This window comes from Sorangium sp. So ce726, assembly GCF_051521405.1.
Lineage (GTDB): Bacteria > Myxococcota_A > Polyangia > Polyangiales > Polyangiaceae > Sorangium.
The window spans coordinates 5,803,653-5,826,878 of the sequence record NZ_CP150349.1; the positions used below are offsets into that span (position 1 = coordinate 5,803,653).

Consider the following 23,226-nt stretch of genomic DNA (forward strand, 5'->3'; position numbering starts at 1 on the left):
GCGAGCGATCAACCTGGACCGGCAGCGGCGTTCACGATCCACTCCGGCGGCGTTCGGCGGTAAGAGATCAGGAGATGCCCGCTCGCGATGGATTGCTCGAGGTCGGCGCGCTCGTGGACGGCCGGTATCAGGTGCTCGGCCACCTCGGGAGCGGCGGCCATAGCGTCGTCTACGATGCGCGCCAGATCGTGACCACCCAGCGCGTGGCGCTCAAGCTGCTTCGGCCCGAGGTGCTGCGGCGCTCCCGCGAGTCGAGCTCCCAGGAAGCGCGCTTCGAGCGGGAGATGCAGGTCATCGCCCAGCTGAGCCACCCGAACATCGTTCGCCTGCTCGACGCCGGGCGCCTGCCCGAAGGCGAGCTCTACCTGGCGCTCGAGTACGTCGACGGCGAGACGCTGACCGCTCGTTGCCAGCGCACGAGGGGAATCGAGCCGAACGAGGCGAAGCGGCTGATGCTGCAGGTGCTCGATGCCATCGGCTTCGCCCACGAGCGCGGCGTTGTGCACCGCGATCTCAAGCCGCACAACATCATGGTCGCCGGGTCGGGCAAGCGGACACACGCCAAGGTGCTGGATTTCGGCATCGCCGCGCTCATCGGCGAGGCCCGCTCCGCCGACTACCGCGCGCTCACCCCCACCGGGGAGTTCAACGGGACCCCCGCCTACATGGCCCCGGAGCAGCTCGTTCAGTCTACCCCGACCACAGCGGCGGACATCTATGCATGGGGGCTCACCTTTCTCGAGTGCCTGATCGGCGCGCCCGTGATGCACGAGGCGACGGTCGCCGAGGTCATCTTCCGCCAGCTGAGCCCCGAGCCGGTGCCGATCCCCCGCGCCCTCCGCGGCCACCCCCTCGGCGCGCTGCTCGAGCAAGCGACCGCCAAGTCGCCGGCGCACCGCTTCCGGTCGGCCCGCGACGCCTACGAGCTGCTGGAGGAGTGCGACGTGTCGGAGATCCCGTGGCCGCTGCCGCCCGATCCCGGCCACGCCGCCTCGCAGAAGGAGCGCGGCGGCGCCCTGGAGCAGCGGGCGATCGTGACCCGACCGGCGCGGCAGGTCGAGGCCGAGCAGGAGACCCAGCTCGTGCCCTCCGAGCAGATCGAGGCGCCGCCGGGCACGTTGCGCAAATCCCCCGAGCAGCAGCGGCAGGACGAGCGGCTCGGCGCCGCGCCGACGCTCGCGATCCCAGGCCGCAACCTCGCGCCCGCCGCGGCGCCGGCGAGGCCGATCCGCAACGCGTCGATCCACCTCGGCGCCTCCGGCAGCCCGCAGACGGCGCCGGCGACGAACTTCACGTCCCGCCCCAGCGTCGCGCCCGGGACGCGGCCGATGTCCCCCACCGGCCGCGGCGAACGCCGCCAGCTCACCGTGTTGGTCTGCGGGCTCGCCGGCGCCGAGCGCATCGCGGACACGGTCGACAGCGAGGCGTTCCACGAGCTCGTCCAGATGTACCAGGCGGTGTGCGCCCAGGTGATCGGCGCGCAGGAGGGGGTTGTCCTCCGCTCCCCAGGCGAGGAGACGATCGCGTATTTCGGCCACCCCCTGGCGAGGGAGGACGACGCCCTCCGCGCCGTGCAGGCGGCGCTCGATCTGGTCGAGCACATGTCCCGCCTGAACACGCCCGAGCTCGTGTCCGTACCCCTGTCCGTGCAGGTCGGCGTACACACCGGGATCGTCGTCGTGGCGGACAGCGACGCTGCGCCCTCGCTCGCAGGCCCGACCTTGAACGCCGCGACGCAGCTGAAGGCCCACGCGGAGCCGGGCACGGTGCTCGTGAGCCGCGCGACGCTGAAGCTCGTCGAGGGCTATTACCACGTGGACGCGCTCGGCGAGATCAGCCCGAAGGAGGCGCGCCAGCCGCTCGAGGTCTTCGCGGTGCACGGGCGCACGACCGCGCGGGACCGGCTGGACGCGAGGATGCAGCACGGGCTCACCCCGCTCGTCGGGAGAGACAACGAGCTCGACGAGATCGCGGCCCGGTGGACGCGGGCCGCGGGCGGCGCAGGGCAGGTCGTGCTGATGACGGGCGAGGCGGGGATCGGCAAGTCGCGAAGCGTGCGCGCCTTCCGCGACCGGCTGGCCGGGACGCCGCACCTGTGGCTCGAGGCGCGCTGCTCGCCGCAGCTCCAGAACAGCGCCTTCTATCCGGTGATCGAGCTGCTCAAGGCGCTGCTCGCGGGCGACCGCGAGCGCGCGAGCACGCTGAGCGGCGCCGCGCCGTCGACGGAGCGCGGCGCAGGGCTGGAGCCGCGCGAAGACCGGCTCGCGCGGCTGGAGACGCTGCTCGCCGAGGCGGAGGCGGGGCCGCTCGCCGTGCCGCTGCTCGCCGCGCTGCTGTCGATCCCGACCGAGGGACGCCACCCCGTGCCGGCGCTGACCCCGCAGCGCCAGCGGCAGGAGACCATCTCCTCGCTCCTGCAGCTCTTCCTCGGGCTCGCCGATCGGCAGCCGCTCGTGCTCACGGCCGAGGACCTGCACTGGGCCGATCCGTCGACCCTGGAGCTGCTGGGCCGGCTCATCGATGAGGGGCGGCCGTCGCCGCTGCTGCTGCTCCTGACCGCGCGCCCGACGTTCGCGCCGCCGTGGCCGGTGCGATCGCACTTCACCCAGATCTACCTCGCCCCGCTCAACGCCGAGCGGATGCGGGCGCTCGTCCAGCAGCTGGCCGGCGCGTACGCGACGAGCGGCGCGCCGGGCATGAAGCCGTCGCTGCCAGACGAGGTGATCCGGACGCTCGCGGAGCGCAGCGATGGCGTCCCGCTGTTCGCCGAGGAGCTCACGCGCATGGTGGTCGAGTCGGCCGCCGCGCAAGCCGCCGCAGGGGAGTCGACCGGCGCGCCGAGCGCCGCGCGCCAGGGGGTGGGCGCGCTCGAGATCCCGACCACCCTCCAGCACTCGCTGATGTCGCGCCTCGATCGCCTGGGCCCTGCCAAGGAAGTCGCGCAGCTCGCCGCGGTGTTCGGCCGCTCGTTCGGCTACGAGGCGCTCGAGCTGTGCGCGGCGGGCAGCGCGGGCGCCGAGCCGCTGCTCATGGCGTCGAGCCCCGAGCCGCTGCGCGAGGCGCTCGCGCAGCTCGTCGACGCCGAGCTGCTCTTCCAGCGGGGGCGCCCCCCGCGCTCGACGTACACGTTCAAGCACGCGCTGGTGCAGGACGCCGCCTACCAGTCGCTGCTCCGCAGCACCCGGCAGGTGTACCACGCGCGCATCGCCGCCGTCCTCGCCGAGCGCTCCACGGATACGCCGCCCGAGCTGCTGGCGCGGCACTACACCGAGGCCGCGCTGATCGGCCCCGCCGTCGCCGCATGGCAGCGCGCGGGCGAGGCCTCGCTGTTCTCGTCCGCGCACGCCGAGGCGATCATCCAGCTCAGCCGCGGGCTAGAGCTCCTCAAGCAGCTCCCGGAGACCGACGAGCGGACGCGCGACGAGATCACGCTGCAGACCACGCTCGGCGTCCCGCTGATGATCACGCGCGGCTACGCCGCCCCGGAGGTCGAGGCGACGTACGCGCGCGCGCACGCGCTCTGCCGCGAGGCGGGCTCCTCGCCGCAGCTCTTCCCCGCCCTGTGGGGGCTCTGGATCTTCTTCCACGTCCGCGGCGACTACGCGCTGGCGGAGCAGCACGGCGAGCAGCTGCTCGCGCTCGCGGAGAGCACGGGCGACGCCGGCATCACGCTGGGCGCCCACCAGGCGCTCGGCGCGACGCGCTTCCTCCGAGGGCACCTCCGCGCGGCCCGCGAGCACTTCAACAAGGTGCTCGCGCTCTACGATCCCGCGCGTCACCTCCAGCTCGCCTTCCTCTTCGGCCAGGACGCCGCGGCGTTCTCCCTGTCCCACCTCGCCTGGATCGCGTTCCACCTCGGCGAGCCGGAGCGCGCCAGGGCCTCGGTCGACGAGGCCATCGCGCTGTGCGAGGAGCTGAACCAGCCCGTGAGCCGCGGCTTCGTCGAGCACTTCGCGGCCGTGCTGTGCTGCCTGCTCGGCGATCTCGCGGGCGCGGAGGCGCACGCGCACGTGCTCAGCAAGCTCTCCGAGGAGGCGGGCATGCCCCACTGGGCGGCGCTCAGCCAGATCGACCTCGGCTGGGCGACGGCGGCGCGCGCGGCCGAAAGCCCGGCCGGCGAGGCGGCGCGCGCGCGCTACGCGGAGGGCGCCGCGCGCATCCGCGGAGGCCTGACGATGCTGACGGGCGTCGGCAGCCGCGTGTCGCTCACCTACTGGCGGTCAGCGCTCATCGAGGCAGAGCTCGGCGCGGGCAACGTCGACGAGGCCAGCGCGCTGCTCGCCGACACGCTGGCCTTCGTCGAGAAGAGCGACGAACGCTACTTCGAGGCAGAGCTCTGCCGGCTCGAGGGCGAGATCGCCCTCGCGCGCGGCGCGCCGACGGCCGCAGAGGCGCGAGATCGGGCCGAGGCGGCCTTCCGGCGCGGGCGCGAGATCGCGGAGGGTCAGGGCGCGCTCGGCCTTCTGGCGCAGCTCTCCGAGCGCCACGCGGCGCTCCCCTAGAGCGGTCCCCACCCCCTCCGGTACACCCGACGCCGAGCGGCGGTCTCCCGCACAGGAGACGGGTCCAGATCGGCGTTTTCGGCGCGGAAGCGCACTCCTGTGCGCTGAGCACCGAAAACGACGAGATGGGCCCGTCTCCGAAGCGGGTGACCGCCGCTCTAGAGCTCGCCGTGGATGGGCATCGGCACCCGCCAGGCGACGATCTCGGTGTGCTGCTCGCGGCTGAAGGGCCGATCGAGGAGCCGCGTGCAGGACTGTCGTGAGCGGAACAGCTCGAGGATGTAGCTCATGCGCTCGGGCAGCGACGCCCAGTCCTCTGCGCCGCAGCCGTGCGTCGTCTGATCGTGCGCGTTGTACTCGCTCAGGAGCTCGAAGAGCTCGCGATCCTCGATGGTCGCGAGCTCCGCGCAGTGGAGCGGCAAGCCGGGCGGCGCGGGCAGGTCGTGTCCGAGCTCGAGGAGCTCGTCCGGCAGGCGCATGGTCATCATTTCCTTCGTGGCCAGGAGACGCCAGACCGCCTGCACCTTCTCGGCCTGCTCGCGGATCACGGATCTGAGCGCCTCGGGCAGGTGCCGTCCGGGAACGCCGATCGAGTCGCGCAGGCAGCGGACGGGCGCGTCCAGCGCCCTCGCGATGTACGGCTGGAGCCGCACCTGCTCGTGCAGCCCGACGAGCGCGTTGGCGAGGAGGACCAGCTCCGCTTTCCTGTCCTTCTCCTCCGTGAGCATCGCCTCGTGGTAGCGCGCCATGGCGCTGCGGAGCAGCCCCTGTCCGCCCTCCCGAGACTGCCCTGTCTGCAGCCCGTCGAGCAGGGCGGCGAGCTGCGCGTCGCCGGGCCGCGGGCAATCTCGATAGAGGTGGATCATGCGGACGAACAGGGGTCCGAGCTCCTCGAAGACCTTGAGATTGCCGAGGGCGATGTCCGAGCTCAGCTCGCGCAAGATCCGCTCTGGGATCTCCATCAGATCGAGTCCATGACCCCACCAGGGCGTGAGCAGGTTGACGCCGCTGACGAGCGGAGAGCGCACGGGCTCGCCCTTGCCGCGCCCCATCGTGATGCCGGCGCGCTGCGAGATCACCTCCCGCTCATCCTCGTCCGAGAGGATCAGCTGCCGGAGCACCGCCGGCACCTCCTCGTTGCGGATGAACCGCCCCGCGGTCTTCGAGGCCCACGTGGCGAACGTGCACCAGTGGGCGTTGCGTCCGCCGAGCAGCTTCACGAGCTCCGCGGAGATCTCGTAGTAGCACTGGGTGATGAGCAGGTTGCGCAGCACCGGCTGCCGCTCCAGCGCGATGACCGCAGGCACGTGGTCGAGCAGCGAAGACCGCTCGGACACCTCCGAGAACCGCACGCCGGAGTGCGTCCTCGCGGTGGTCCGCGCCGCGCGCTCCACGACGCCGCTTCGCGTCACCCGGAGCGCCTGCGCCTCCGCGGGCGACGAGAGGGAAGGCCGATAGACACCATCCTGGAAATGGCCGGAGTGCTCGCTCGCCGGTACTGCGGCCATCAGCGGCTTCACAGGGGTCGTCATTCTCCCGTGCTATCTCCGATCGCTACCAGCTGTCCATACCTGTCCATAAGTTCATGATGAAAAAAGCCGGCTGGCACACAGAGTGCTGAACAAGTGATGCCGGTTACACGCCGACCTGTTCAGCAGCGTTCAGGCACGTTCGGGGACGCTTGGGCACGCTCGGCCGCGTTCGGCCGATGGAACAAGCGCCAGCGGCCTCACGGCTGCTGCGGGGGAGCGGGCGGCGGGAGCGTTGAGGGGGCCGCGGTCGCCACGGCGCTTCCGCCGCGCGGCCAGGTCGTGACGCTCACCCGACGCTCTCGGCCGAAGGTCCGCGCGACGACGGCGCGCACGTCGGCCGGCTCGACCTCCTCGAGCGCGCGGAGCAGCCTCGGCAGGCTGCCTGGGTCGAGCGCAGCGCGCAGCCGCAGATCGGTGATCGGCCGCGGAGACGCGGGCGGCGGCGCGACCGTGGCGCGCCGGGTGAGCTCTCTCTCGAGATCCAGCTTGAGCAAGGCCTTCGCGAGGGCCAGCTCTTTCCAGGTGGGCCCGGACGTCGCGAGCGACGCGAGCTCGGCGTCGAGGCGCTGCTCCAGCTCGGCTGCGCTGCGCGACGGCGCAGGCGTGAGCTCCACCGCAGCGACGCTCGCCTGCGCGCCGAGCGACAGGCGCCCCGTCACCTCCGACGCGAGCTGCCCCTCGGTCACGAGGGCCTTCGCGAGCCGCGCGACGCGCGGGCTGGCGAGGATCTCCATCGCCACCCGGAGCGGCGCCTCGTCCGTGCCTCCCTCAGGCGGCGCGATCCAGCCGTAGAGCAGCCGCGGCGCCGGCACCGCGTCCTCGATGACGATCCGCTCCTCGCGCGGATGCGGCCCCATGGGCCGCTCCGGCGCCGCGACGGCGCGCTGGAGCGAGCGCGCGAGCGCCTGCTCGACCGCCGCGCGAGAGACGTCACCCGAGAGCGCGATCGTCGCCTGGGCCGCGGCGCGCTCGCGCCGGAGCGACTCGGTCAGCAGGAGCTCGCTCTCCGCGCCTGCGTCGCCGCGCGCCCCGATCAAGGTGCCCTCCAGCGGGTGGCCGGCGGGGAACAGCGCGTCCCCGAGCGCCAGCCACGAGGGGCCGTACGGCGCCCGCTCGAGCGCGCGCCGCGAGGCCGCGCTGGCCTGCCGCCTGAGCTCGGCCACGCGCGCGTCGCTCGCCTCGCCCAGCAGCATCCTGAGCCGCGCGGCGACCAGGTCGATGCCGACGTCGAGATCCCGCGGAGGCACGGTGATCGCGACGCGCGCCTCGCTGGCGAGCGCGGGCCCCGCCGCGCCGGCGTCGCCCGCGGACCCCGCCGGGACGGCGACGGCCGCGCTGATCGAGACGAGCGGCGCCGCGGGGTCTTCCCGGAGGTCGACCGCGATGCCGTTCGGGAGGCGGAAGCGCTGCACCTGCTCCTGGCCGAGCCCCGCGAGGAGCCCGATCTGCTTCTCGATCGCCGCCTCGCGCCCCTTGAGGGCGCGGCGCGCGCTCGGGCCTCCGACGTCGTCGAAAGGCGACGTCGAGGCGAGGCGCCCGCTCCGGATGCCGAGCGGGTCGTCCTCGAAGGCAGGGCGAAAGCCGACGCCGCCGCCGATCATCACGATCGGGAGCCTGGCATCGAGCGCCTCCGGGTTGCCGAGGAGCGGCATGGGCGCCGGCGCCTGGCCGGGCGGGGTGAAGAGGGGGAGCCGGTTCCGACCGAGCGACACGGGGCGGGGCGGCAGCGCCGCGCCGTCCAGCGCGAGCTCGCCGATCGCGGCGCGCTGCGGCAGCCCCGCGCTCGCCGCGACGACGTCGCCCTCCTCCTCGTCGAGCTCCTCGTGGTCGAGGTAGGCGGGAAAGAGGGCCATGGCGCGCGCGACGCGATCGGCGGGCAGCGAGACCAGGTGGTCGACGCGGCCGGGCGGGACACGGTCGCGCAGGAGCTCGGGGTTGTGCTCGCGCAGCACGGCCGTCGAGATGCCAGCGGCGCGCGCGATCGTGCGGAGCCGCGTCCCCGGCGGCACCGCGACCTCGCCGAGGTCGAGCGGCGGAAGAGGCGCGATGTCGGGCAGGTCCAGCCCGAAGCGCCCGCGGTTCGCCGCGACGATCGCGAAGGCGATGATCTGCGGCACGTAGTCCGCGGTCTCCTTGGGGATGGCGCCGGCCTGCGAGAGCTCCGCGAGCCCGATGGGCCCGCGAGCCTCGGGATCGCGCGCCGCCGCGACCTTCGACAGCGCGCGGAGGAGGCCCTCGTGGCCGAGGTTGTACGCCGCCAGCGCGAGGTCCCAGCGGCCGAAGCGCTCGTACAGGTCGCGCAGGTGCGCGGTCGCGGCGTCCGTGGCCCGCGTGATGCCCATGCGGGCGTCGATCCACTCGGACTGCTCCAGGCCGTAGGCCTCGCCCGTCCTCGGCATGAACTGCCAGAGCCCCGCCGCGCCGGCCGGCGAGACGGCCCGCGGGTCGAAGCCGCTCTCGATCGCCGCGACCCAGAGCAGATCCTCCGGGAGGCCCGCCTCGCGGAGCGAGCGCTCGATGATCTCGCGGTACGCGCCGGCGCGCCGGAAGCGCCGCTGGAAGAGGGCGCGTCCCTCGTCGGACTGGGCGAAGAAGCGGACGAACCGCATCGTGCGGCGCGTGAGGGGCACGTCGAGGTCCGGCATCGCCAGCGTGGCCAGCACCGCCCCTTCGGGGTCCTGGAGATCCTCGTCCGCCGCTGGCTGGAACTCGTGCACGAGGAGCGCCGTGAGGGCGGGCGGCGCGTCGCCAGCGGGCGGAGGGCAAGCGTCGGCTGTCGTCGCGAGGGCGGGCGCGCGATCGAGCAGGCTGGGATCACGGAAGGCGCGGTACGCCGCCGAGAAGGACGCGCGCACCGATGGCGCCTGGCCGACGGCCGCGCCCGAGATGCAGAGCAGCGCGCCGAGCCCGGTCCACAGAGCGGCTCGCCGTGCCCAGCTCATCGACGTGGATCTTGCTCCGAAACCGCCCGCCAGCGCTACGGCAAAGCGCGGAGACAACGCCGGCGCTGTGGGTTGCTCGACGTCGCCACGCTTCCCGGTGGGTCCCGGCGCGCCCGCGGCGATCCGCGGCTTCCCGCGATGTTCCCGCCTGATCTCCTCGGCGATCTGCCCCGGCGCCGCGCCACGCGCCTGCCCGGGGCCGACGTCCCTCGCTGCGACCAGCACTAGCCGCCCGCGTCCGGGCGAGCTAGCAAGCGTCAGCGATGCGCTCGTCTCAAGCTGGACCCCCTTCAGAGAAGAGCTCTCGGCTGGGCGAGGTGCTCGACTTCATGAAGCTCCTGTGGGCCGTCGATCACGGCCTGCAGTCGACGTCGAAGCGCATGGAGGCGAAGATGGGCGTGACGGGCCCGCAGCGGCTCGTCATCCGCATCGTCGGGCGCTACCCCGGGATCTCCGCCGGGCAGCTCGCCGAGATCATGCAGCTGCACCCGAGCACCCTCACGGGCGTGCTCAAGCGGCTGCAAGAGCGCGGCATCATCGAGCGCCGGGTCGATCCGAAGGACGGGCGCCGCGCGCTCCTGGGCCTCACCGCGCGCGGGCGCGAGCTCGACAGCCTCCGCACGGGCACGGTGGAGGCGGCCGTGCGACAGGCGCTGAAGTCGGTGCCACGACGCAAGCTCGACGCCGCGCAGGACGTGCTCGCCGCCGTCGCCGAGGCGCTGCAACCGCAGCCGGGCGACGAGTAGCGCCGCCGGTCGGATCGGCGCGCGCGGCGCGCGATCCAGTCAGGGCAGCGCCGATCGGAGAATGCCTGCAGGCGCGCACGGCGCTGGAGCCGCCGCGCGCCGAGCGAACGGCGCTTCGCGCCCCGAAGCTCGGCGAGCGCTGCGTGATCTGCGCCAAGCGCAGGGCTCGGCCGCGACCCGCAGCCCGTCCTGACATCGAACGGAGAAACGCGGTCGTCCCGCACGGCGACCCGCTCCTCGCCGTCTCCGAGACGGAGGACGTCGCCGCGCCGGACCCGTGAATCGAGGCATTCGGCGCGATCTCCGCGCGGCGCGCGCCGCGCCGAGCGCCTCGCATCACCACGACGAGGGAACAATGAGGCACTGGGTTCTTGGCTCCATCAGCGCGGCGATCATCGCCGCGGCGTGGGGCTGCGGCTCCGGAGAACGGGGCGGGAAAGCAGAGACGGGAGGCGGCGGGCAGGCGGCCGGAGGCGGAGAGACCGGGAGCCATGCCGCAGCCTGCACGATCGCGGCCGAGGGCCTGAAGGTGAGCAGCGGCCGCGGGATCACGCCCTCGATCGCGTGGACCGGGGCAGGCTTCGCCATCGCCTGGCACGAGCGCGGAGCCGACGAGGGCGACATCCTCCTCGCCACGCTCGACGCGGAGGGCAACAAGCTGCGGGAAGAGGTGATCGACGACGGGCCGGGCGTCTCCAGCCACCCGAGCGTTCACCGCGACGGGCAGGGCCTGCTCGTCCTCTGGCAGGATCAGGACGGCGCGGGCAGCGTCGTGCGCGGCCGCCGCGCGACGCTGGAAGGCGTCGCCGAAGGCGCGGCCTTCGATCTGGCCAGGAGCGGAGCGGCCGAGTCCTGGCCCACCGCGGCGGCGAGCCAGGACCGGACGCTCATCGCGTGGATGGACGCGGGCGGGTCGCAGCTCGGCCACCTCGACAGCGGCGCGCTGAGCAGCTCGATGCCGCTGGATCAGGCGCAATTTCCGGCCGTCGCTTCGGACGGCGAGAGGACCGCGCTGGTCTGGAGCCAGGGCGACGCGCTCGGCTTCGCCAGGCCGGGCCAGGAGAGCGCTCCGCTCGCTCCGATCGCGCATCCGGGCGTCACCGCGAAGCTGCCGCGCGTCGTGCTCGGCGGAGACGACGCCTTCCTCGTCTGGGAGGACACCCGCAGCGGCGCGGAGCAGATCCGCGCGCTCCGGATCTCCGCGCAGGACGAGGTGTCGCCTGAAGCCATCGTCTCGCGCGGCGAAGGCAGCGCCAACTGGCCGGCGCTCGCGTGGACAGGGCACGGCCTTGCCGTCGCGTACTACCAGTTCCGCGACGGTCCCCCGGGCGTCTTCGTCACGCTGCTGAGCCGGGACCTCGAGCCCATGGGCGACGAGATCGAGGCGAGCGGCGGCGCGACCGCCCGGTACCCGGCGCTGGCCTGGACAGGCCAGGAGCTCGGTATCGCCTACACGGAGCAGGACCAGGGCATCCGGCTCTCGCGCGCCAGTTGCCCCTAGCTCCGCCCGCCCACGCCGCGCGGTCCTCCGCGACCGTTCATCCCATCCCGCGCGCACGGTCGGCGCGCGGGGACGCGGCCTGGCCGCCCGCGACGGCGCGAGCTCATCGCTCGCAGCAGCGCAGCCCGATCGCCCGCGGCGATGCGCCCGCGCCGCCTGACGCGGCCCCGGATCGAACCCTGCAACCGCGCTCGGCGTGGCCGTCCTCCCCTGCGCCTTTGCGATCCTAATCTGCACAGCCGTGCTCGGCGCCTACGCCGTGCGCGTCGCGCGCCACGGCCGACCTGCGATGCCGCGGCTCGGCGCCTCTCCAGGGAGCGCGCTGCTCCCCAGGCCGGTGGTCGAGGCCTTCTACTGGTCGTTCCACGCCCCCGCGCGCGCGCTCGTGCGGCTCGGCGTCTCGCCGGACGCGCTCACCTACCTCTCGCTGGGCCTGTCGCTCGCCTGCGCGCCGCTGCTCGCGACCGGCCGCTTCCGGTCCGGCGCCGCGCTGCTCATCGCTGGCGCCGTCCTCGACGCCCTCGACGGCATGGTGGCGCGCGAAGGCGGCAGGGCGTCGCGCGCCGGCGCGGTGCTCGACTCGTGCCTCGACCGCCTGTCCGACGCCGCGCCGCTCATCGGCCTCGCCGTCTTCTACCGAGAGCACCCCGCAGCGCTCGCGATCCCGCTCGTCGCGATGGTCGCCTCGTCGCTCGTGAGCTACGCGCGCGCCAAGGCCGACGCCTACCGGATCTCGCTGCCCGACGGGCTGATGCGCCGGCACGAGCGGCTCGCCTACCTCGTCGCGGCGCTCGTCTTCGGTCCGGCCGTGCCGACCACGCGGCTGACCGGCGCCCTCCCCTTCCCGATCACGCTCGCCTGCCTCGCCCTCGTGGCAGGCGTCGGCCTCGCCGCGGGCCTGCGGCTCGTGCAGCGCACGCGCGCCGCCCTCGTGGCGGCCGACGCAGCGGCGCCGCGCGAGCCGAGGACGATCGCGCGCTCCGGTGGAGAGCACCCGCGCCTTCTCCGCGGCGGAAAGGCCACGAGCGCGCAGTTGTGATGCCGACCAGGGCGGCGCGGCTCAGGCGGGCGGCGCCTTGCCGCCGCTCGCCGAGGCGTCGGGCTCCCAGAGGAGCTCCGGCGTGCCGAGGAGCGCGGCCGCCCAGCGGCTCCAGACGAAGAGCGCGTCGCTCAGGCGGTTCAGGTAGCGGACCGCGTCCGGATCGGCGTGGCCGGCCTGGGCGAGGCGCACGCAGCAGCGCTCCGCCCGGCGGCACACCGTCCGCGCCACGTGGAGGTCCGTGTTGAGCCGCGAGCCGCCGGGGAGGACGAACGAGCGCAGCGGCGGCAGATCGGCCTGGCAGCGGTCCATCTCGGCCTCGAGGAGATCGATCTCGGCCTGCGTCACGCGCGGCTGCTTCGGGTGGACGTCCTCCGGGAGCGTCGCGAGGATCGATCCGAGGTTGAAGAGCTCGTGCTGGACGCGGAGCAGCGTGCGCCCGAGCTCCACGAGGCGCTGGGCGCCCTCGCTCGGCGCCCCCGGGAGCAGCTCGATCAACGTCTGCCGCGCGGCGCCGACGAGCGCGTTGAGCTCGTCGACGGTGCCGTAGGTCTCGATCCGCGCGTCGTCCTTCGGGACGAGCTGCCCGCCGACGAGCCGGGTCAGCCCGCCGTCCCCCTGCCGCGTGTAGACGCGGTTGATCGTGATCTTCGGCGCCTTGAAGACGCGCGCACCGCCGCTCTCCCCGGCGTCCGGCGTCTGGTCACCCGTCCCGCGCGTATCGTCGTCGCTCACGGGGAGCTCACGTAAGGCGGCATCGCACGAGGGTCAAGAAACGCCGCCGGAGGCGATATTGACGATCCTCCGGAGGTAGTGGAACAGTCCTGTCCCTATGCGCTCAGCAGGGCTGCTGCTCCGTCATCCCGTCTCCCTCGCCCTCGTCCTCGCCGCGATCCCTGTCGCGGCGGGCTGCGCCGCCGAGCCCGCCGCGCGGCCGGCGCCGAAGCCCGCTGTCACGGCGGAGATGGCGCGCATCGCGGAGAGCCAGCGCCGCGTCGACGAGGCGAGCCGCGCGCTGTCCGACAAGCGGTACGCCGAGGCCCGCGGGCTGCTCGACAAGGCGAGCGGGCTCGGCGTCGACTCGCACCGGTACCAGATCGGCGAGCTGCGCGAGAAGGTCGACAGGCGCGAGGCGAAGGTCTGGGCCAACGACGCCGCCGAGCTGCTCGACCAGAAAGAGTGCGAGCCCGCGTTCCACAAGCTGTCGGCGCGGATCGACGAGCTGAAGAGCGAGGCGTTCACCCACGAGATCCGGCGCCTCGTGGCGTCGCAGGCCGCGGCGTGCGCGAGCAAGAAGGTCGACGACGCGACCATCGCCGGCAAGCTCGGGGAGGCGCGCGCGTTCCTCGCGGCCCCGCCGACGAGGACGGTCCTCGGCGACGCCGCCACGGAGCGGCTCACCGCAGAGCTCGACGCCACCATCGCCGAGGTCCTCTATGGCCAGGTCGAAGCAGACGTCTCGGCCGGACGCTGGACGAGCGTGGTCGAGAAGCTCGACGCCGCCGTCAAGCGGGGCGACGCCTCCGAGGAGCAAGGGCGCGCGATCCTCGGGCGGGTCCGCGCGGCCGCGGGGCCACGGCTGGCCGAGCTCGCTGGCAAAGCGCTCGGCGCCCAGGACGCGGCAGCCAGGCTCGGACAGCTCGACGCGACCATCGCGCTCCTGCGCTGGGAGGCGCTCGCGCCCGAAGGGGCCGAGCTGCCAGGGAGCGGCGCGCTGCCCGAGCCGCTCGCGCGGAAGCGCGCCGCCCTCGCGGCGTGGGTCGAGGCGCGGAAGGTCCGGATGAAGCCGATGAAGAAGCCGGAGAAGCGCTGGTCTCACGGCACCGTCGCGGTCGCGCCAGCGTCGGACAGCGACGGCGAGCCGAAGAGCAGCCTCGCGCCCTCGACGCCCGTATGGGTCATCGGCCAGACCAAGGACAGCGCGCTGGTGACCGAGGTCGACCCCGGCACGGCCGTGATCACCGCGGCGTTCGACCTCGCGATCGGGTGGGTGCCGGTGGCGCGCCTCGCCCAGGAGCCGACCGTCGACTGGCTGCCGCCGAACGATCAGCTGAAGGGCGAGCGCGTGTGGGGCCCGCTCCGGGAGAAGCAGCCGACGCTCGAGCTCGGCGTGGTCAGCGACGTCCAGGGAGCCGACATCACCGTCCGGCGGCTCGCCGACGACGCCGAGATCAAGCTGCCGCGCAAGCAGCTCCGCAGCGGGCGCCTCGCCCCGGGCACCAAGGTGCTCGCGCTCTGCACGTCGGAGAACGAGCCGGCGACGATCATCGACGTGCCGCCTGCAGGTCGCGTCGCGCGCATCCAGTGCGAGGGGGGCATCCAGAAGGAGGAGCCCCTCGCCTCGCTCCGATCGCGCCCCGATCTCTTGCCACGGAGTCGCTAGCTCCGCGCTGGCGGAGCCCCGCCGCCCCTCCGGCCGCCGCCGGGCGGCTGGCTGCGCCGCGCTGGCAGACCGAGCCGCCGCGCCTCGCCTCTTCCGACGGGCGCAGCGCTCGCTCTGCCCGCGAGGCCACAATTATCGACCGCCGGCCGTCCGTCGTTGACTCGTAGCGCCGAGCACCTAAGTCTCTCCATCCCTGAGGAGCCACGATGCCTACGACCTATAGCGACCTCATCTCCGACGTCCGCAAGTCCATCCACGAGCTCTCGCTGACTGAGCTCAAGCGCCGCCTCGACGACAAGGTCCCGATGGTGCTCCTGGATGTGCGTGAGAAGGAGGAGTACCGCGCCGGCTTCATCCCGGGCGCGATCTCGATCCCGCGAGGCTTTCTGGAGATACAAGTCGAGCAGAAGCTGCCGGACAAGTCGGCCCACATCGTGGCCTATTGCGCCGGCGGCACGCGCTCGGCGCTCGCCGCGAAGACGCTCCAGGAGCTCGGCTACACCAACGTGGAGAGCGCCAACCCGGGCTTCTCCCGCTGGAAGGACATGGCGTACCCGGTCGAGCTGCCGCCGAACCTCACGGACGCGCAGCGGGATCGGTACTCCCGGCACCTGCTCCTGCCCGAGGTCGGCGAGGCGGGGCAGGCCAAGCTGCTCGCCTCCAAGGTGCTCCTGCTAGGCGCCGGCGGCCTCGGCAGCCCAGCGGCCCTGTACCTGGCAGCCGCCGGCGTGGGGACGCTCGGCCTCGTCGACGCCGACGTCGTCGACAACTCGAACCTCCAGCGGCAGATCCTCCACGCGACCTCGCGCGTGGGCAAACCCAAGGTCGACAGCGCCGAGACGGCGATCCGCGACCTGAACCCCGACGTGAAGGTCGTGAAGTTCCAGGAGCGCGTCGACAGCGGCAACGTCGACCGCATCTTCGAGCAGTTCGACATCATCGTCGACGGCTGCGACAATTTCCCGACGCGCTACCTCGTGAACGACGCCTCGGTCTTCAAGAAGAAGCCGGTCGTGCACGGCTCGATCTTCCGCTTCGAGGGCCAGGTGACGACGTTCATGCCGGGCGTCGGCCCCTGCTACCGGTGCCTCTACCCCGAGCCGCCGCCCGCCCACCTCGCGCCGAGCTGCCAGGAAGCGGGCGTGCTCGGGATCCTGCCGGGGATCATCGGCGTCATCCAGGCGACCGAGGCGGTCAAGCTGATCCTCGGCAAGGGGGCGCCCCTCATCGGCCGGCTCCTCACCTACGACTCGCTGCGGATGAAGTTCGGCGAGCTCAAGCTGCGCCGCGACAAGAACTGCCCTGTGTGCGGCGAGTCGCCGACCATCACGAGCTACATCGACTACGAAGGCTTCTGCACCCTCGGCTGAGCGGACACGCCACGCGCGGGGCGCTCGACACGACGACGAGCGCCCGCGCTGCACGGCGCGCTCGACGACGACCACGACCACAATGACAAGCGCCCGCGCCGCGCGGCGCGGGCGCTCCGCCGTGTCACGAGGGGTACTGCAGCACCGTGGTCTTCTCGGGCCGCTCGATCGCCTCCACGCGGCTCGTCACGATCTGCCGCTCCATCCCGTCCTGATCCATCTGGGTGAAATAGATGGGGGAGCCGATGCGCGCGTTCTGGGGCTCCGGGATCACGACGCCGTTCGGGTTGATCCGAACCGCGCCCTGGAGCTTCAGGTGCAGCGCGAGGTGGGCTGGCCTGAACTTGCGCGCGGCCCGATCGCGGACCGCAACGCAGATATCGTCGCGGACGTGATACTCCGTGTTGCGGGTGATGAAGACCCGGTGCTTGCGGCGCTCCGTGCCGGTGTAGTCCATGCTCGCTCCTTCGCTTCGCGCCCTTCGGCGCGGCACGCATCGTGGCAAGGGGCGCCGCGCGTGGCCAAATTCATCGCGGCCGCGCGGCCCCCGGTGTCCCGCACGAAATCAGGTGCCGCAGCAACTTTGTGCGAATCTCCGCGCGCTTTTGGGACGCGGCGCGCGGCGGTGCCACGATCGCGATCGCCATGTCGCGCAGCGAGCGTCTACCCGGTCCCGGTCTGGCGAAGGTCCAGCGTCCACCGCTCCTCCAGCGGAGGCACATCGAGCTCGTGACCTGCTCGACAGGGCGCCTCCACGCGCTGTTCGACAGCGCCGACGTGCTGAGCGAGGGCAGCACCCGCGACGAGGGGGGCGCGCTCGTCTACTACGGGTCGACCAGCCTGCATGTCGCGCTGCCGCCGGACGCGCCGCTGGCGGCGCTGCTCGATCGGGCGCTCGCGCTCGACCCCCACCTCAGGCTGCGGGCGCTCCGCGTGGCGCACCGAGAAGCGGTCGCGCGCGCGGGGGGCCCGCTCGGGCCGATGCAGGCCGAGATCCGCTGCGGCTTCGCGCCACGCGCGGCGGTGGTCTCGTTCGCGCTGACCGTGGACGTCACGGCGCGCGTGCTGATAACGACGGACAGGACGGCGCGCGCATGATGGCGATGCAAGGTGCCCCCTTGACGCGCGTGTCCACGTGGAGAACGGGAGCAATCCGGCTCGAGGCGGGGTACGCTCCCCACGACACGGTCTGCCTCCGCCGATCTTCGGCGCGGAGCCGGTGACGCTGCGATGAGCAAGAAGGACCGTTCCGCCTCCGGAAATTCCGACAAGGTGATCCACGTCGTGTTCGGCCCTGGGGGCGGGCGGGTGTCGCAGCCCCCGCCTGCGCCTCGGGCGGACGCGACGGAGGCGCCGCTCCCTGCGCCGGGCGCCCGCGAGCCGGTCACCGACATGTTCACCGGCACCGAGGTCGCGCGGCTGCTCGGCATCTCGTCCGGGCGACTGCGCTCGCTCGATCGCGCCGGCATCGCGTCGCCAAGCGGCCGGCGGCGGGGGCGGCGCGCGTACACCTTCTCGGACCTGATCGCGCTGCGCGCCGCGCGCGATCTCATCGCCCGCAAGGTGCGCCTGCGCGACGTCGCGCGGGCGATCGACAACATCCGAACCGCGCTCCCCAAGGTGACGCGCCCCCTCGCCGAGCTCCGCGTCGCCTTCGACGGCAAGGCGGTCGTGGTCCGGGGCGCGTCCGGCGCGTTCGAGCCGCTCACGGGGCAGATGGTGCTCGACTTCGAGGTGAAGGAGCTGCGCGACGATGTCGTGCGCGTGCTCCGCCCGAAGGTGGGCCGGGAGCGCGCGCGCACGGCCTACGAGCTCTACATGCAGGCCAGCCAGCTCGATGAGGATCCGGCGACGATGGACGAGGCCGAGGCGCTCTACCGACGCGCGCTCGAGATCGACCCGTGGCTGGCCATCGCCTACACGAACCTCGGCAATATCTGCTTCCGGCGCAACGCCGAGGAGCAGGCGGAGGCGCTCTACATGAAGGCGCTCGATCTCGACGCGTCCCAGCCGGAGGCGCAGTACAACCTCGGCTATGTGATGCTCGAGCGCGGTCAGGCGGCCGAGGCCATCCGCTATTTCCAGGGCGCGATCGAGAGCGATCCACGCTTCGCGGACGCCTATTACAACCTCGCGATGGCCTATGAGCAGATCGGCGATCCGACGAAGGCGCGCCCGTGCTGGCGCAGGTACCTCGAGATAGAGCCGACCGGCACGTGGGCCGAGATCGCGCGCAGGCACCTCTGAGGCGGGCGCCTCGGGTGGGATCTTGAGGGCCCCTTTTCCGGCATACTGCGGGCGGCACAGACCAAGAGGGCACGCGAGTGAGCGCGAGAGGTTGCTGCAGCGCGCTCCAATTCAGGAGAGGTGAACGAGATGAGCGACGTGGGATCGGCCCGGCGGGCCAAGGACGAGCTCAAGGCCAAGATCAGCGGCGAGCCGTGGTGTGTCGGCATCGGGGTCGAGCGGGAGGACGGGGTCGGCTTCATCGTCCGCGTCAGCATCCGGTCCGGAGGAGCCGACGCAGCGCGCGCGGTCATCCCGGAGCGCATCGGCGGCGTGCTGATCAAGGTGATCGAGAACGACCCCTGAGCACGGCCGATCCGCGGTCTTCAAATATCGCCAGGCCGCGCAAACCGTGTAAGCTGCGCGCCTCGTGAACGAGCGCAATCTCTCCCGCCGACTTTCCACGAGCATCGTTGACGCGTTGAAGGCGCACGGGCACATCCTCGTGGCCAGGGGCGGCGCAACAGCGCTCGCGCGCGAGCTGGAGGACAAGATGGCTGCGGACATCGCGGCCATCACGCCTCGGCTCGAGCCGTGGGCCCTCGTCGACGGAGAGCCCACGACCACGTTCGGCACCGACGAGATCGACGACCAGGTCGAGGAGCTCGTGGCGAGCCTCACGAGCACGTTGATGGAGTCCGAGCACGTCGAGGACATCTTCACCGAGGACAACGTGATCAAGCGGGATGTCTTCCGCGTGATGCGCGACGCGTTGCTCGGGCCGCGGCCCGAGCTCGGCCTCGAGGACGACGGCCCTGTGCACGTGCGCCTGGACACGCTCGGGTACGTCGCCTCGACGGTCGGCAAGCGCGCGCCGGCGCAGATGCTGCACGAGTCGCTGACGCGCGCGGCCCAGAGCGCCGGCGGCAAGCTGACGGGCTACGATCCCGAGCTCCGCGAGGCGACGTTCTCGCTCGAGAGCAGCGATCCCGACGCGCGGCTCGAGATCGAGGAGGCGGTGGCCGATGAGCTCTCCGACCTCGTCGAGGCGAAGGTGGTGACGCTCCCGATGATGGAGCGCCGCTTCGAGCTGCAGCGAAAGATCGAGGCCGGGGCGCGCGGCGGTCTGCGCCAGCGGATCGACTCCATCGCCTCGAAGATGCTGCGCGAGGGCGGCTGCGCCGCGTCGTGGGAGCTCGCGGGCGACCGCATCCTCAAGCTCAAGCTCACGCCGCTGTCCGAGCAGGATGCGCTCGAGGTCGACAGCCACATGACCGACTTCAAGCGTGAGATCGCGGTGGTGCTCGGCGACCCGCTCAACGAGCTCGACGTTGCCAGGAAGCCAGCCGCCGCTCCGCTGCGCAACGACGCCCCCCCGTCGCGCCGCCGCGAGCCTGCTCCGGTGGCGGTAGCGGTGGAGGAAGAGGACGAGGACCTCGACGACGAGGACTTCGACGACGAGGAAGAGGAAGAGGACGAAGACCTCGACGAGGCGGGCGAGGGCGAGGACCTCGAGGAAGAGGACGAAGATCTCGACGAGGAAGAGGACGAAGACCTCGACGAGGACGAGGACGAAGACCTCGACGAGGAGGAGGACCTCGAGGAGGAGGAGGCGCCCTCCAAGAAGGCCGCTCCGCGTGAGAAGCCCCGCAAGCTGGCCGAGCCGACGGTGGAGCAGCCTGCCGCAAGCAAGCCCAAGGCCGTGGCGGTCCGAGGCGCGAAGAAGGCGCCGGCGAAAAAGCCGGCCACCGCGACCAAGAAGGCGAGCGCGTCGGCAGAGAAGGCGACGACCGGGAAGGCCGCGGCGCCGGCCTCCGTGAAGAAGGCGGCGAAGGCGCCCGCCAAGAAGGCGGCGAAGGCGCCCGCCAAGAAGGCGGCGAAGGCACCCGCCAAGAAGGTGGCGGCGAAGAAGCGCTGATCGCGCTCAGCGAGCGCGGTTGCGGTAGACCAGGATCACCGGCACGCCATCGGGCCCCGCGATGTGATCCGGGCTCGTGGTGCCGAACGCGACCCACGCCTGGTACGCCTGCCCCAGCATGTGCTTCTCGTGGTGGTAGAGGGCGAAGTCCGCGCCCGCGACCGCCCCCACGCCGCGGATGTCCTTTCGCAGGCGCCCGTCGCGCAGCAACATCTCCCACGCCGGGCCAGCGGTGTCGTGGATGTACACCGTCCCTCGGGGTGGGACGTGCTCGTTGAGGTACGCGACGACCGCGCCCGTGGTGTACCCCCAGAAGGTGCGGTTCAGCCCGAGGTTCGCCGCGCCGGGCGCGCCGCCGACCAGCGGCGTGTAGCTCGAGAGCGCCCACGGGTGCGCGTGCAGCGTCTCGGCGATGGGCGCCGCGACCACCGCCACCCCGAGCAGCGCCGGGACCAGCGGGCCGCGCGCGAGCGCGGCCGCGCGCGTGGCGACGCCGGCCCGCGCGCCGGATCCACGCCGGGCGAGCAGCAGCGCGCGTAGACCGACGCGCGCGCGCCGCACAGCGGCGGAGAACGCGGCGCCGGCGAACAGGGCGATGAACGGGTAGGCCGTCATCCAGTGCTTCGTGCCGCCGAAGATCGGCGTGCTCGGGGAGAGCCAGGCGCCGTACACCGCGGCGATGGCGAGGAACCAGAGGAGCGCCGTGCCGCCAGGGTCGTCCGCGGGCGGACGGAGCCGCGCTGCGAGCGCCCGCTCTGCGGCGAGCGCGAGCCTCCCGCCTTCCGGGGCGAGCCGCGCCGCCGCGCACGCGAGCGGATAGAGGAGGCGCTCGCGCGCTGCCGCGCAGAGCCCCGCGGCGAAGAGGCCCAGCGTCACGACGGGCACCGTCGCCGCCGTCATCACGGGCGCGTAGGCCCTCGGCATCGGAGGCGTCCAGTAGTTCCGGCCGAGGAACTCCATGTTGTAGTACTCGTGGTTCAGGTGAAACGACGCGTACTCGCGGAGGCGCGGGAGCGTATCGCGCCAGATCCACGGCCAGAGCGCGTAGAAGACGAGCGGGCCGATCGTCGCCATCGCGGCGAGCGCGGCGAGAGCTCGCCGGGCGCCTCCGGGCCGCGCAGCCGACGCCGCGGCGGCGGCCGCGGGCGCCGCCCCCGCCGCGCTCGCGCGGGCGACGATCCGGTCCCTGAGCTCCATGCCGACGGCGTGCGAGACGCAGACGATCGGCAAGAACCAGGAGTTGTGCTTCGTGTCGAGCGCGAGGCCGAAGGCGACCCCGGTGAGCACGGGCCACAGCGCGCCGCCTTCCCGCAGCGAGCGCCAGTAGGCGTAGGCGCACAGGGCCCACACGGTCACGATCGGCGCGTCGAAGCACGCGAGGTGCGCCTGGTAGAAGTACCGCGGCAGCATCGCGAAGAGCACGGCCGCGGACGCGCCGGCGAGCCGATCGCGCGCCTCCGTGCCCCAGAGGTACACGAGCGCCACCCCCACGCCCGACAGGACCATCGCGGGGAACCGGTAGCTCGTGCCCTCCATGGCGAAGAGCCCGAGCCGCTTCTGCAGGACGAGGTTGGAGAGCGCGAAGAGCGATTTGATGAGGCCGGGGTGCTCGTGGTTCACCGACCAGGCGGCGTCCACGCTCTGCGGATCGAGCGCCGCGCCCGGCGCCTCGAGGAGCGCCTGGAACCACGCTCCATAGCGGTTCGCGGCGAAGAAGTAGAAGCCCTCGTCGCGCGCGTAGCCGAGATCGCCCGTGGTCGCGAGCAGCAGGGCGACGTAGGCCGCCGCGAACGCGAGCGCGATCAGGCCGTCGGCGGGCGCGAGGGACGCCGAGCGCTTCATCGGGTGTCCGCCTCGAAGCAGTAGTGGCGGTGCGTGTAGTCGGCGGATCTCACGGCGAACTCCACCTCGGCCTCGGCCGCGCCCGCGTGCGCGGCGAGCGGGAACTCGAACGCCGCCCACCCGTCGCCGTCGGCGTGCGTCGCCTCGCCCACGGTCTCGCCGTTCACGCGCACGGACAGCGTGACCGGCGCGCCCCGCCGCTCCCGCTCGATCATCCAGTACATGCCCGCGTGCCCTCGGATCACCGAGCCGAGCGAGACGCCGCGGAAGCGCGTGACGATCTCGCCGTCCCTCGGGGGGTGTGACCAGATGCACCGGCGAGGGCGGAACTCCTCGTCCGCGACCACCGTGACCCCCACGTTGAAGAACGGGCCGCCGGGGCACTCGAAGCGCTCGGCGGGGAACGTCGGGTTCCCGCCGAGCCCGCCGGCGGCGATCCGCGAGCGCGGGTTCCAGCGGCACGCGGCCGGAGGATCCGTGACGCGCACATCGGCCGACGCCGGCGCGACGTGGTCGACGAAGTCGTAGACGACGCGCGCGGGCGACGGGTTCACGAGGCGCCGGAGCACGAAGGGGCCGCGCTCCTGCCGCGCCTCCTCGCGGAAGCCCGCGAGCTCCGCGGCGCGCTGGCCGAGTACGCTGATCTCGACCGCGGCCGCATAGCGGCTCTCGTCGGGCCGGGCGGCGTCGCGCAGGGGCATCAGCTCGTCCCCGAGCGCGCGGCGCGCGGCCGGATCGGCCCACCCGGGCGCGACGACCACGAGGTCCCCGGGCTGCTTCATCGCCGCGAGGGGCGCCTCCACGTCGCGCCAGGCGTCGAAATCCGGAGCTCTTTCGCTGAAGTAGACGTGCGCCACGAGCTCTCCGAGGCCGAGCGCCGGCAGGCCGAGGAGGGCGAGCAGGCCGAGGGCGCGGCGCCGGCCGCGCGCGCTCGTCGCTTGGCCCGCGGGCGAGGCCGCCTCATGGACCTGCGCTGAGGTCACGCGGTCCTCCGGGCGAGCCGATCGGCGCGTGCCGCCGGCAAGAGCAGCGCGGAGACGGCGATCACCGGCTCGGGCCTGTAGCACGACGGTGCGAGCGCGGCGCGGCGGATGAGATCCATCGGGTCGGTAGCCCGAGACGATGGAAATCATGGCGGAAAGGCGCCGGTTGGCTCCTGCCCCCATGGCCGATTTTCTAGGGGTGTGGAGCTTCAACGCTCCGGCCGCCGGCCTTATGTTAGTTG

The 23,226-nt window shown here is 72.9% G+C and carries 17 protein-coding genes; 10 read left to right on the plus strand and 7 right to left on the minus strand.

Annotated features, from left to right (window positions below):
• Positions 1 to 74: 74 nt before the first annotated feature.
• Positions 75 to 4,502, plus strand: coding sequence for a protein kinase domain-containing protein (locus WME79_RS21695; RefSeq protein ID WP_437538537.1), 4,428 nt, complete (start codon positions 75 to 77; stop codon positions 4,500 to 4,502).
• A gap of 158 nt (positions 4,503 to 4,660) precedes the next feature.
• On the opposite strand, the gene WME79_RS21700 is transcribed toward WME79_RS21695, so the two are convergent.
• Entirely contained in the window at positions 4,661 to 6,034 is a 1,374-nt protein-coding gene (locus tag WME79_RS21700) for a hypothetical protein (RefSeq protein WP_437538538.1), read from the minus strand.
• 197 nt (positions 6,035 to 6,231) lie between these two features.
• Entirely contained in the window at positions 6,232 to 8,976 is a 2,745-nt protein-coding gene (locus tag WME79_RS21705; RefSeq protein WP_437538539.1) for a transglycosylase SLT domain-containing protein, read from the minus strand.
• A 263-nt stretch (positions 8,977 to 9,239) separates the two neighbouring features.
• On the opposite strand from WME79_RS21705, the gene WME79_RS21710 reads away from it, so the two are divergent.
• From WME79_RS21710 to WME79_RS21720, 3 genes are all read left to right on the plus strand, one after another.
• Positions 9,240 to 9,722 carry a MarR family winged helix-turn-helix transcriptional regulator gene (locus WME79_RS21710; RefSeq protein ID WP_437538540.1) on the plus strand — a complete coding sequence of 161 codons (483 nt, stop codon included), beginning with the start codon at positions 9,240 to 9,242 and terminating at the stop codon, positions 9,720 to 9,722.
• A gap of 355 nt (positions 9,723 to 10,077) precedes the next feature.
• Positions 10,078 to 11,223, plus strand: a complete 1,146-nt coding sequence (locus WME79_RS21715) for a hypothetical protein (RefSeq protein ID WP_437538541.1) — start codon at positions 10,078 to 10,080, stop codon at positions 11,221 to 11,223.
• A gap of 241 nt (positions 11,224 to 11,464) precedes the next feature.
• The gene (locus WME79_RS21720; RefSeq protein ID WP_437538543.1) at positions 11,465 to 12,262 is read left to right on the plus strand and encodes a CDP-alcohol phosphatidyltransferase family protein; all 798 of its coding nucleotides are present in this window, start codon (positions 11,465 to 11,467) and stop codon (positions 12,260 to 12,262) included.
• 21 nt (positions 12,263 to 12,283) lie between these two features.
• Here the strand turns inward: WME79_RS21720 and WME79_RS21725 are convergent, their stop codons facing one another.
• Positions 12,284 to 12,997 (minus strand): cob(I)yrinic acid a,c-diamide adenosyltransferase, encoded by a 714-nt coding sequence (locus tag WME79_RS21725; protein ID WP_437538545.1) that lies wholly within the window; start codon positions 12,995 to 12,997, stop codon positions 12,284 to 12,286.
• Positions 12,998 to 13,094: 97 nt separating this feature from the next.
• On the opposite strand from WME79_RS21725, the gene WME79_RS21730 reads away from it, so the two are divergent.
• Together WME79_RS21730 and moeB are read left to right on the plus strand one after the other, a co-directional pair.
• Entirely contained in the window at positions 13,095 to 14,645 is a 1,551-nt protein-coding gene (locus WME79_RS21730; RefSeq protein WP_437538546.1) for a hypothetical protein, read from the plus strand.
• A 206-nt stretch (positions 14,646 to 14,851) separates the two neighbouring features.
• Positions 14,852 to 16,015, plus strand: coding sequence for a molybdopterin-synthase adenylyltransferase MoeB (gene moeB / locus WME79_RS21735; RefSeq protein WP_437538548.1), 1,164 nt, complete (start codon positions 14,852 to 14,854; stop codon positions 16,013 to 16,015).
• Positions 16,016 to 16,139: 124 nt separating this feature from the next.
• Here moeB and WME79_RS21740 read toward each other — a convergent pair whose 3' ends face one another.
• A complete protein-coding gene (locus WME79_RS21740; RefSeq protein WP_437538550.1) occupies positions 16,140 to 16,472 on the minus strand; it encodes a hypothetical protein in 333 nt (110 codons plus the stop codon).
• Between the two features lie 188 nt (positions 16,473 to 16,660).
• Here WME79_RS21740 and WME79_RS21745 point away from each other — a divergent pair, with 188 nt between their 5' ends.
• The 4 genes from WME79_RS21745 (at position 16,661) to WME79_RS21760 (ending at position 20,159) form a co-directional block, all read left to right on the plus strand.
• Positions 16,661 to 17,113: a hypothetical protein gene (locus WME79_RS21745; protein WP_437538552.1), complete on the plus strand. Its 453-nt coding sequence runs from the start codon at positions 16,661 to 16,663 to the stop codon at positions 17,111 to 17,113.
• A gap of 132 nt (positions 17,114 to 17,245) precedes the next feature.
• Entirely contained in the window at positions 17,246 to 18,262 is a 1,017-nt protein-coding gene (locus WME79_RS21750; protein ID WP_437538554.1) for a tetratricopeptide repeat protein, read from the plus strand.
• A gap of 129 nt (positions 18,263 to 18,391) precedes the next feature.
• Positions 18,392 to 18,607, plus strand: coding sequence for a hypothetical protein (locus WME79_RS21755; RefSeq protein ID WP_272099673.1), 216 nt, complete (start codon positions 18,392 to 18,394; stop codon positions 18,605 to 18,607).
• 64 nt (positions 18,608 to 18,671) lie between these two features.
• Positions 18,672 to 20,159, plus strand: coding sequence for a hypothetical protein (locus tag WME79_RS21760; RefSeq protein ID WP_437538556.1), 1,488 nt, complete (start codon positions 18,672 to 18,674; stop codon positions 20,157 to 20,159).
• Positions 20,160 to 20,165: 6 nt separating this feature from the next.
• On the opposite strand, the gene WME79_RS21765 is transcribed toward WME79_RS21760, so the two are convergent.
• From WME79_RS21765 to WME79_RS21775, 3 genes are read right to left on the minus strand one after another with little or no spacing between them, the layout of a single operon-like run.
• On the minus strand, positions 20,166 to 22,001 hold the full coding sequence (locus WME79_RS21765; RefSeq protein WP_437538558.1) for an ArnT family glycosyltransferase: 1,836 nt from the start codon (positions 21,999 to 22,001) through the stop codon (positions 20,166 to 20,168).
• The gene (locus WME79_RS21770) at positions 21,998 to 22,984 is read right to left on the minus strand and encodes a hypothetical protein (RefSeq protein ID WP_437538560.1); all 987 of its coding nucleotides are present in this window, start codon (positions 22,982 to 22,984) and stop codon (positions 21,998 to 22,000) included. The genes WME79_RS21765 and WME79_RS21770 overlap by 4 nt, the downstream gene beginning before the upstream one ends.
• Positions 22,981 to 23,103 carry a hypothetical protein gene (locus WME79_RS21775; protein ID WP_437538562.1) on the minus strand — a complete coding sequence of 41 codons (123 nt, stop codon included), beginning with the start codon at positions 23,101 to 23,103 and terminating at the stop codon, positions 22,981 to 22,983. Before WME79_RS21775 ends, WME79_RS21770 begins: the two co-directional genes overlap by 4 nt.
• Positions 23,104 to 23,226 lie beyond the last annotated feature (123 nt).

Coding starts and splice junctions, on each gene's coding strand:
- WME79_RS21775 (WP_437538562.1), bottom strand. CDS start 23,103: ATGGATCTCATCCGCCGCGCCGCGCTCGCACCGTCGTGCTACAGGCCC.
- moeB (WP_437538548.1), top strand. CDS start 14,852: ATGCCTACGACCTATAGCGACCTCATCTCCGACGTCCGCAAGTCCATC.
- WME79_RS21755 (WP_272099673.1), top strand. CDS start 18,392: ATGAGCGACGTGGGATCGGCCCGGCGGGCCAAGGACGAGCTCAAGGCC.
- WME79_RS21730 (WP_437538546.1), top strand. CDS start 13,095: ATGCGCTCAGCAGGGCTGCTGCTCCGTCATCCCGTCTCCCTCGCCCTC.
- WME79_RS21695 (WP_437538537.1), top strand. CDS start 75: ATGCCCGCTCGCGATGGATTGCTCGAGGTCGGCGCGCTCGTGGACGGC.
- WME79_RS21745 (WP_437538552.1), top strand. CDS start 16,661: ATGTCGCGCAGCGAGCGTCTACCCGGTCCCGGTCTGGCGAAGGTCCAG.
- WME79_RS21750 (WP_437538554.1), top strand. CDS start 17,246: ATGAGCAAGAAGGACCGTTCCGCCTCCGGAAATTCCGACAAGGTGATC.
- WME79_RS21715 (WP_437538541.1), top strand. CDS start 10,078: ATGAGGCACTGGGTTCTTGGCTCCATCAGCGCGGCGATCATCGCCGCG.
- WME79_RS21700 (WP_437538538.1), bottom strand. CDS start 6,034: ATGACGACCCCTGTGAAGCCGCTGATGGCCGCAGTACCGGCGAGCGAG.
- WME79_RS21765 (WP_437538558.1), bottom strand. CDS start 22,001: ATGAAGCGCTCGGCGTCCCTCGCGCCCGCCGACGGCCTGATCGCGCTC.
- WME79_RS21740 (WP_437538550.1), bottom strand. CDS start 16,472: ATGGACTACACCGGCACGGAGCGCCGCAAGCACCGGGTCTTCATCACC.
- WME79_RS21705 (WP_437538539.1), bottom strand. CDS start 8,976: ATGAGCTGGGCACGGCGAGCCGCTCTGTGGACCGGGCTCGGCGCGCTG.
- WME79_RS21710 (WP_437538540.1), top strand. CDS start 9,240: ATGCGCTCGTCTCAAGCTGGACCCCCTTCAGAGAAGAGCTCTCGGCTG.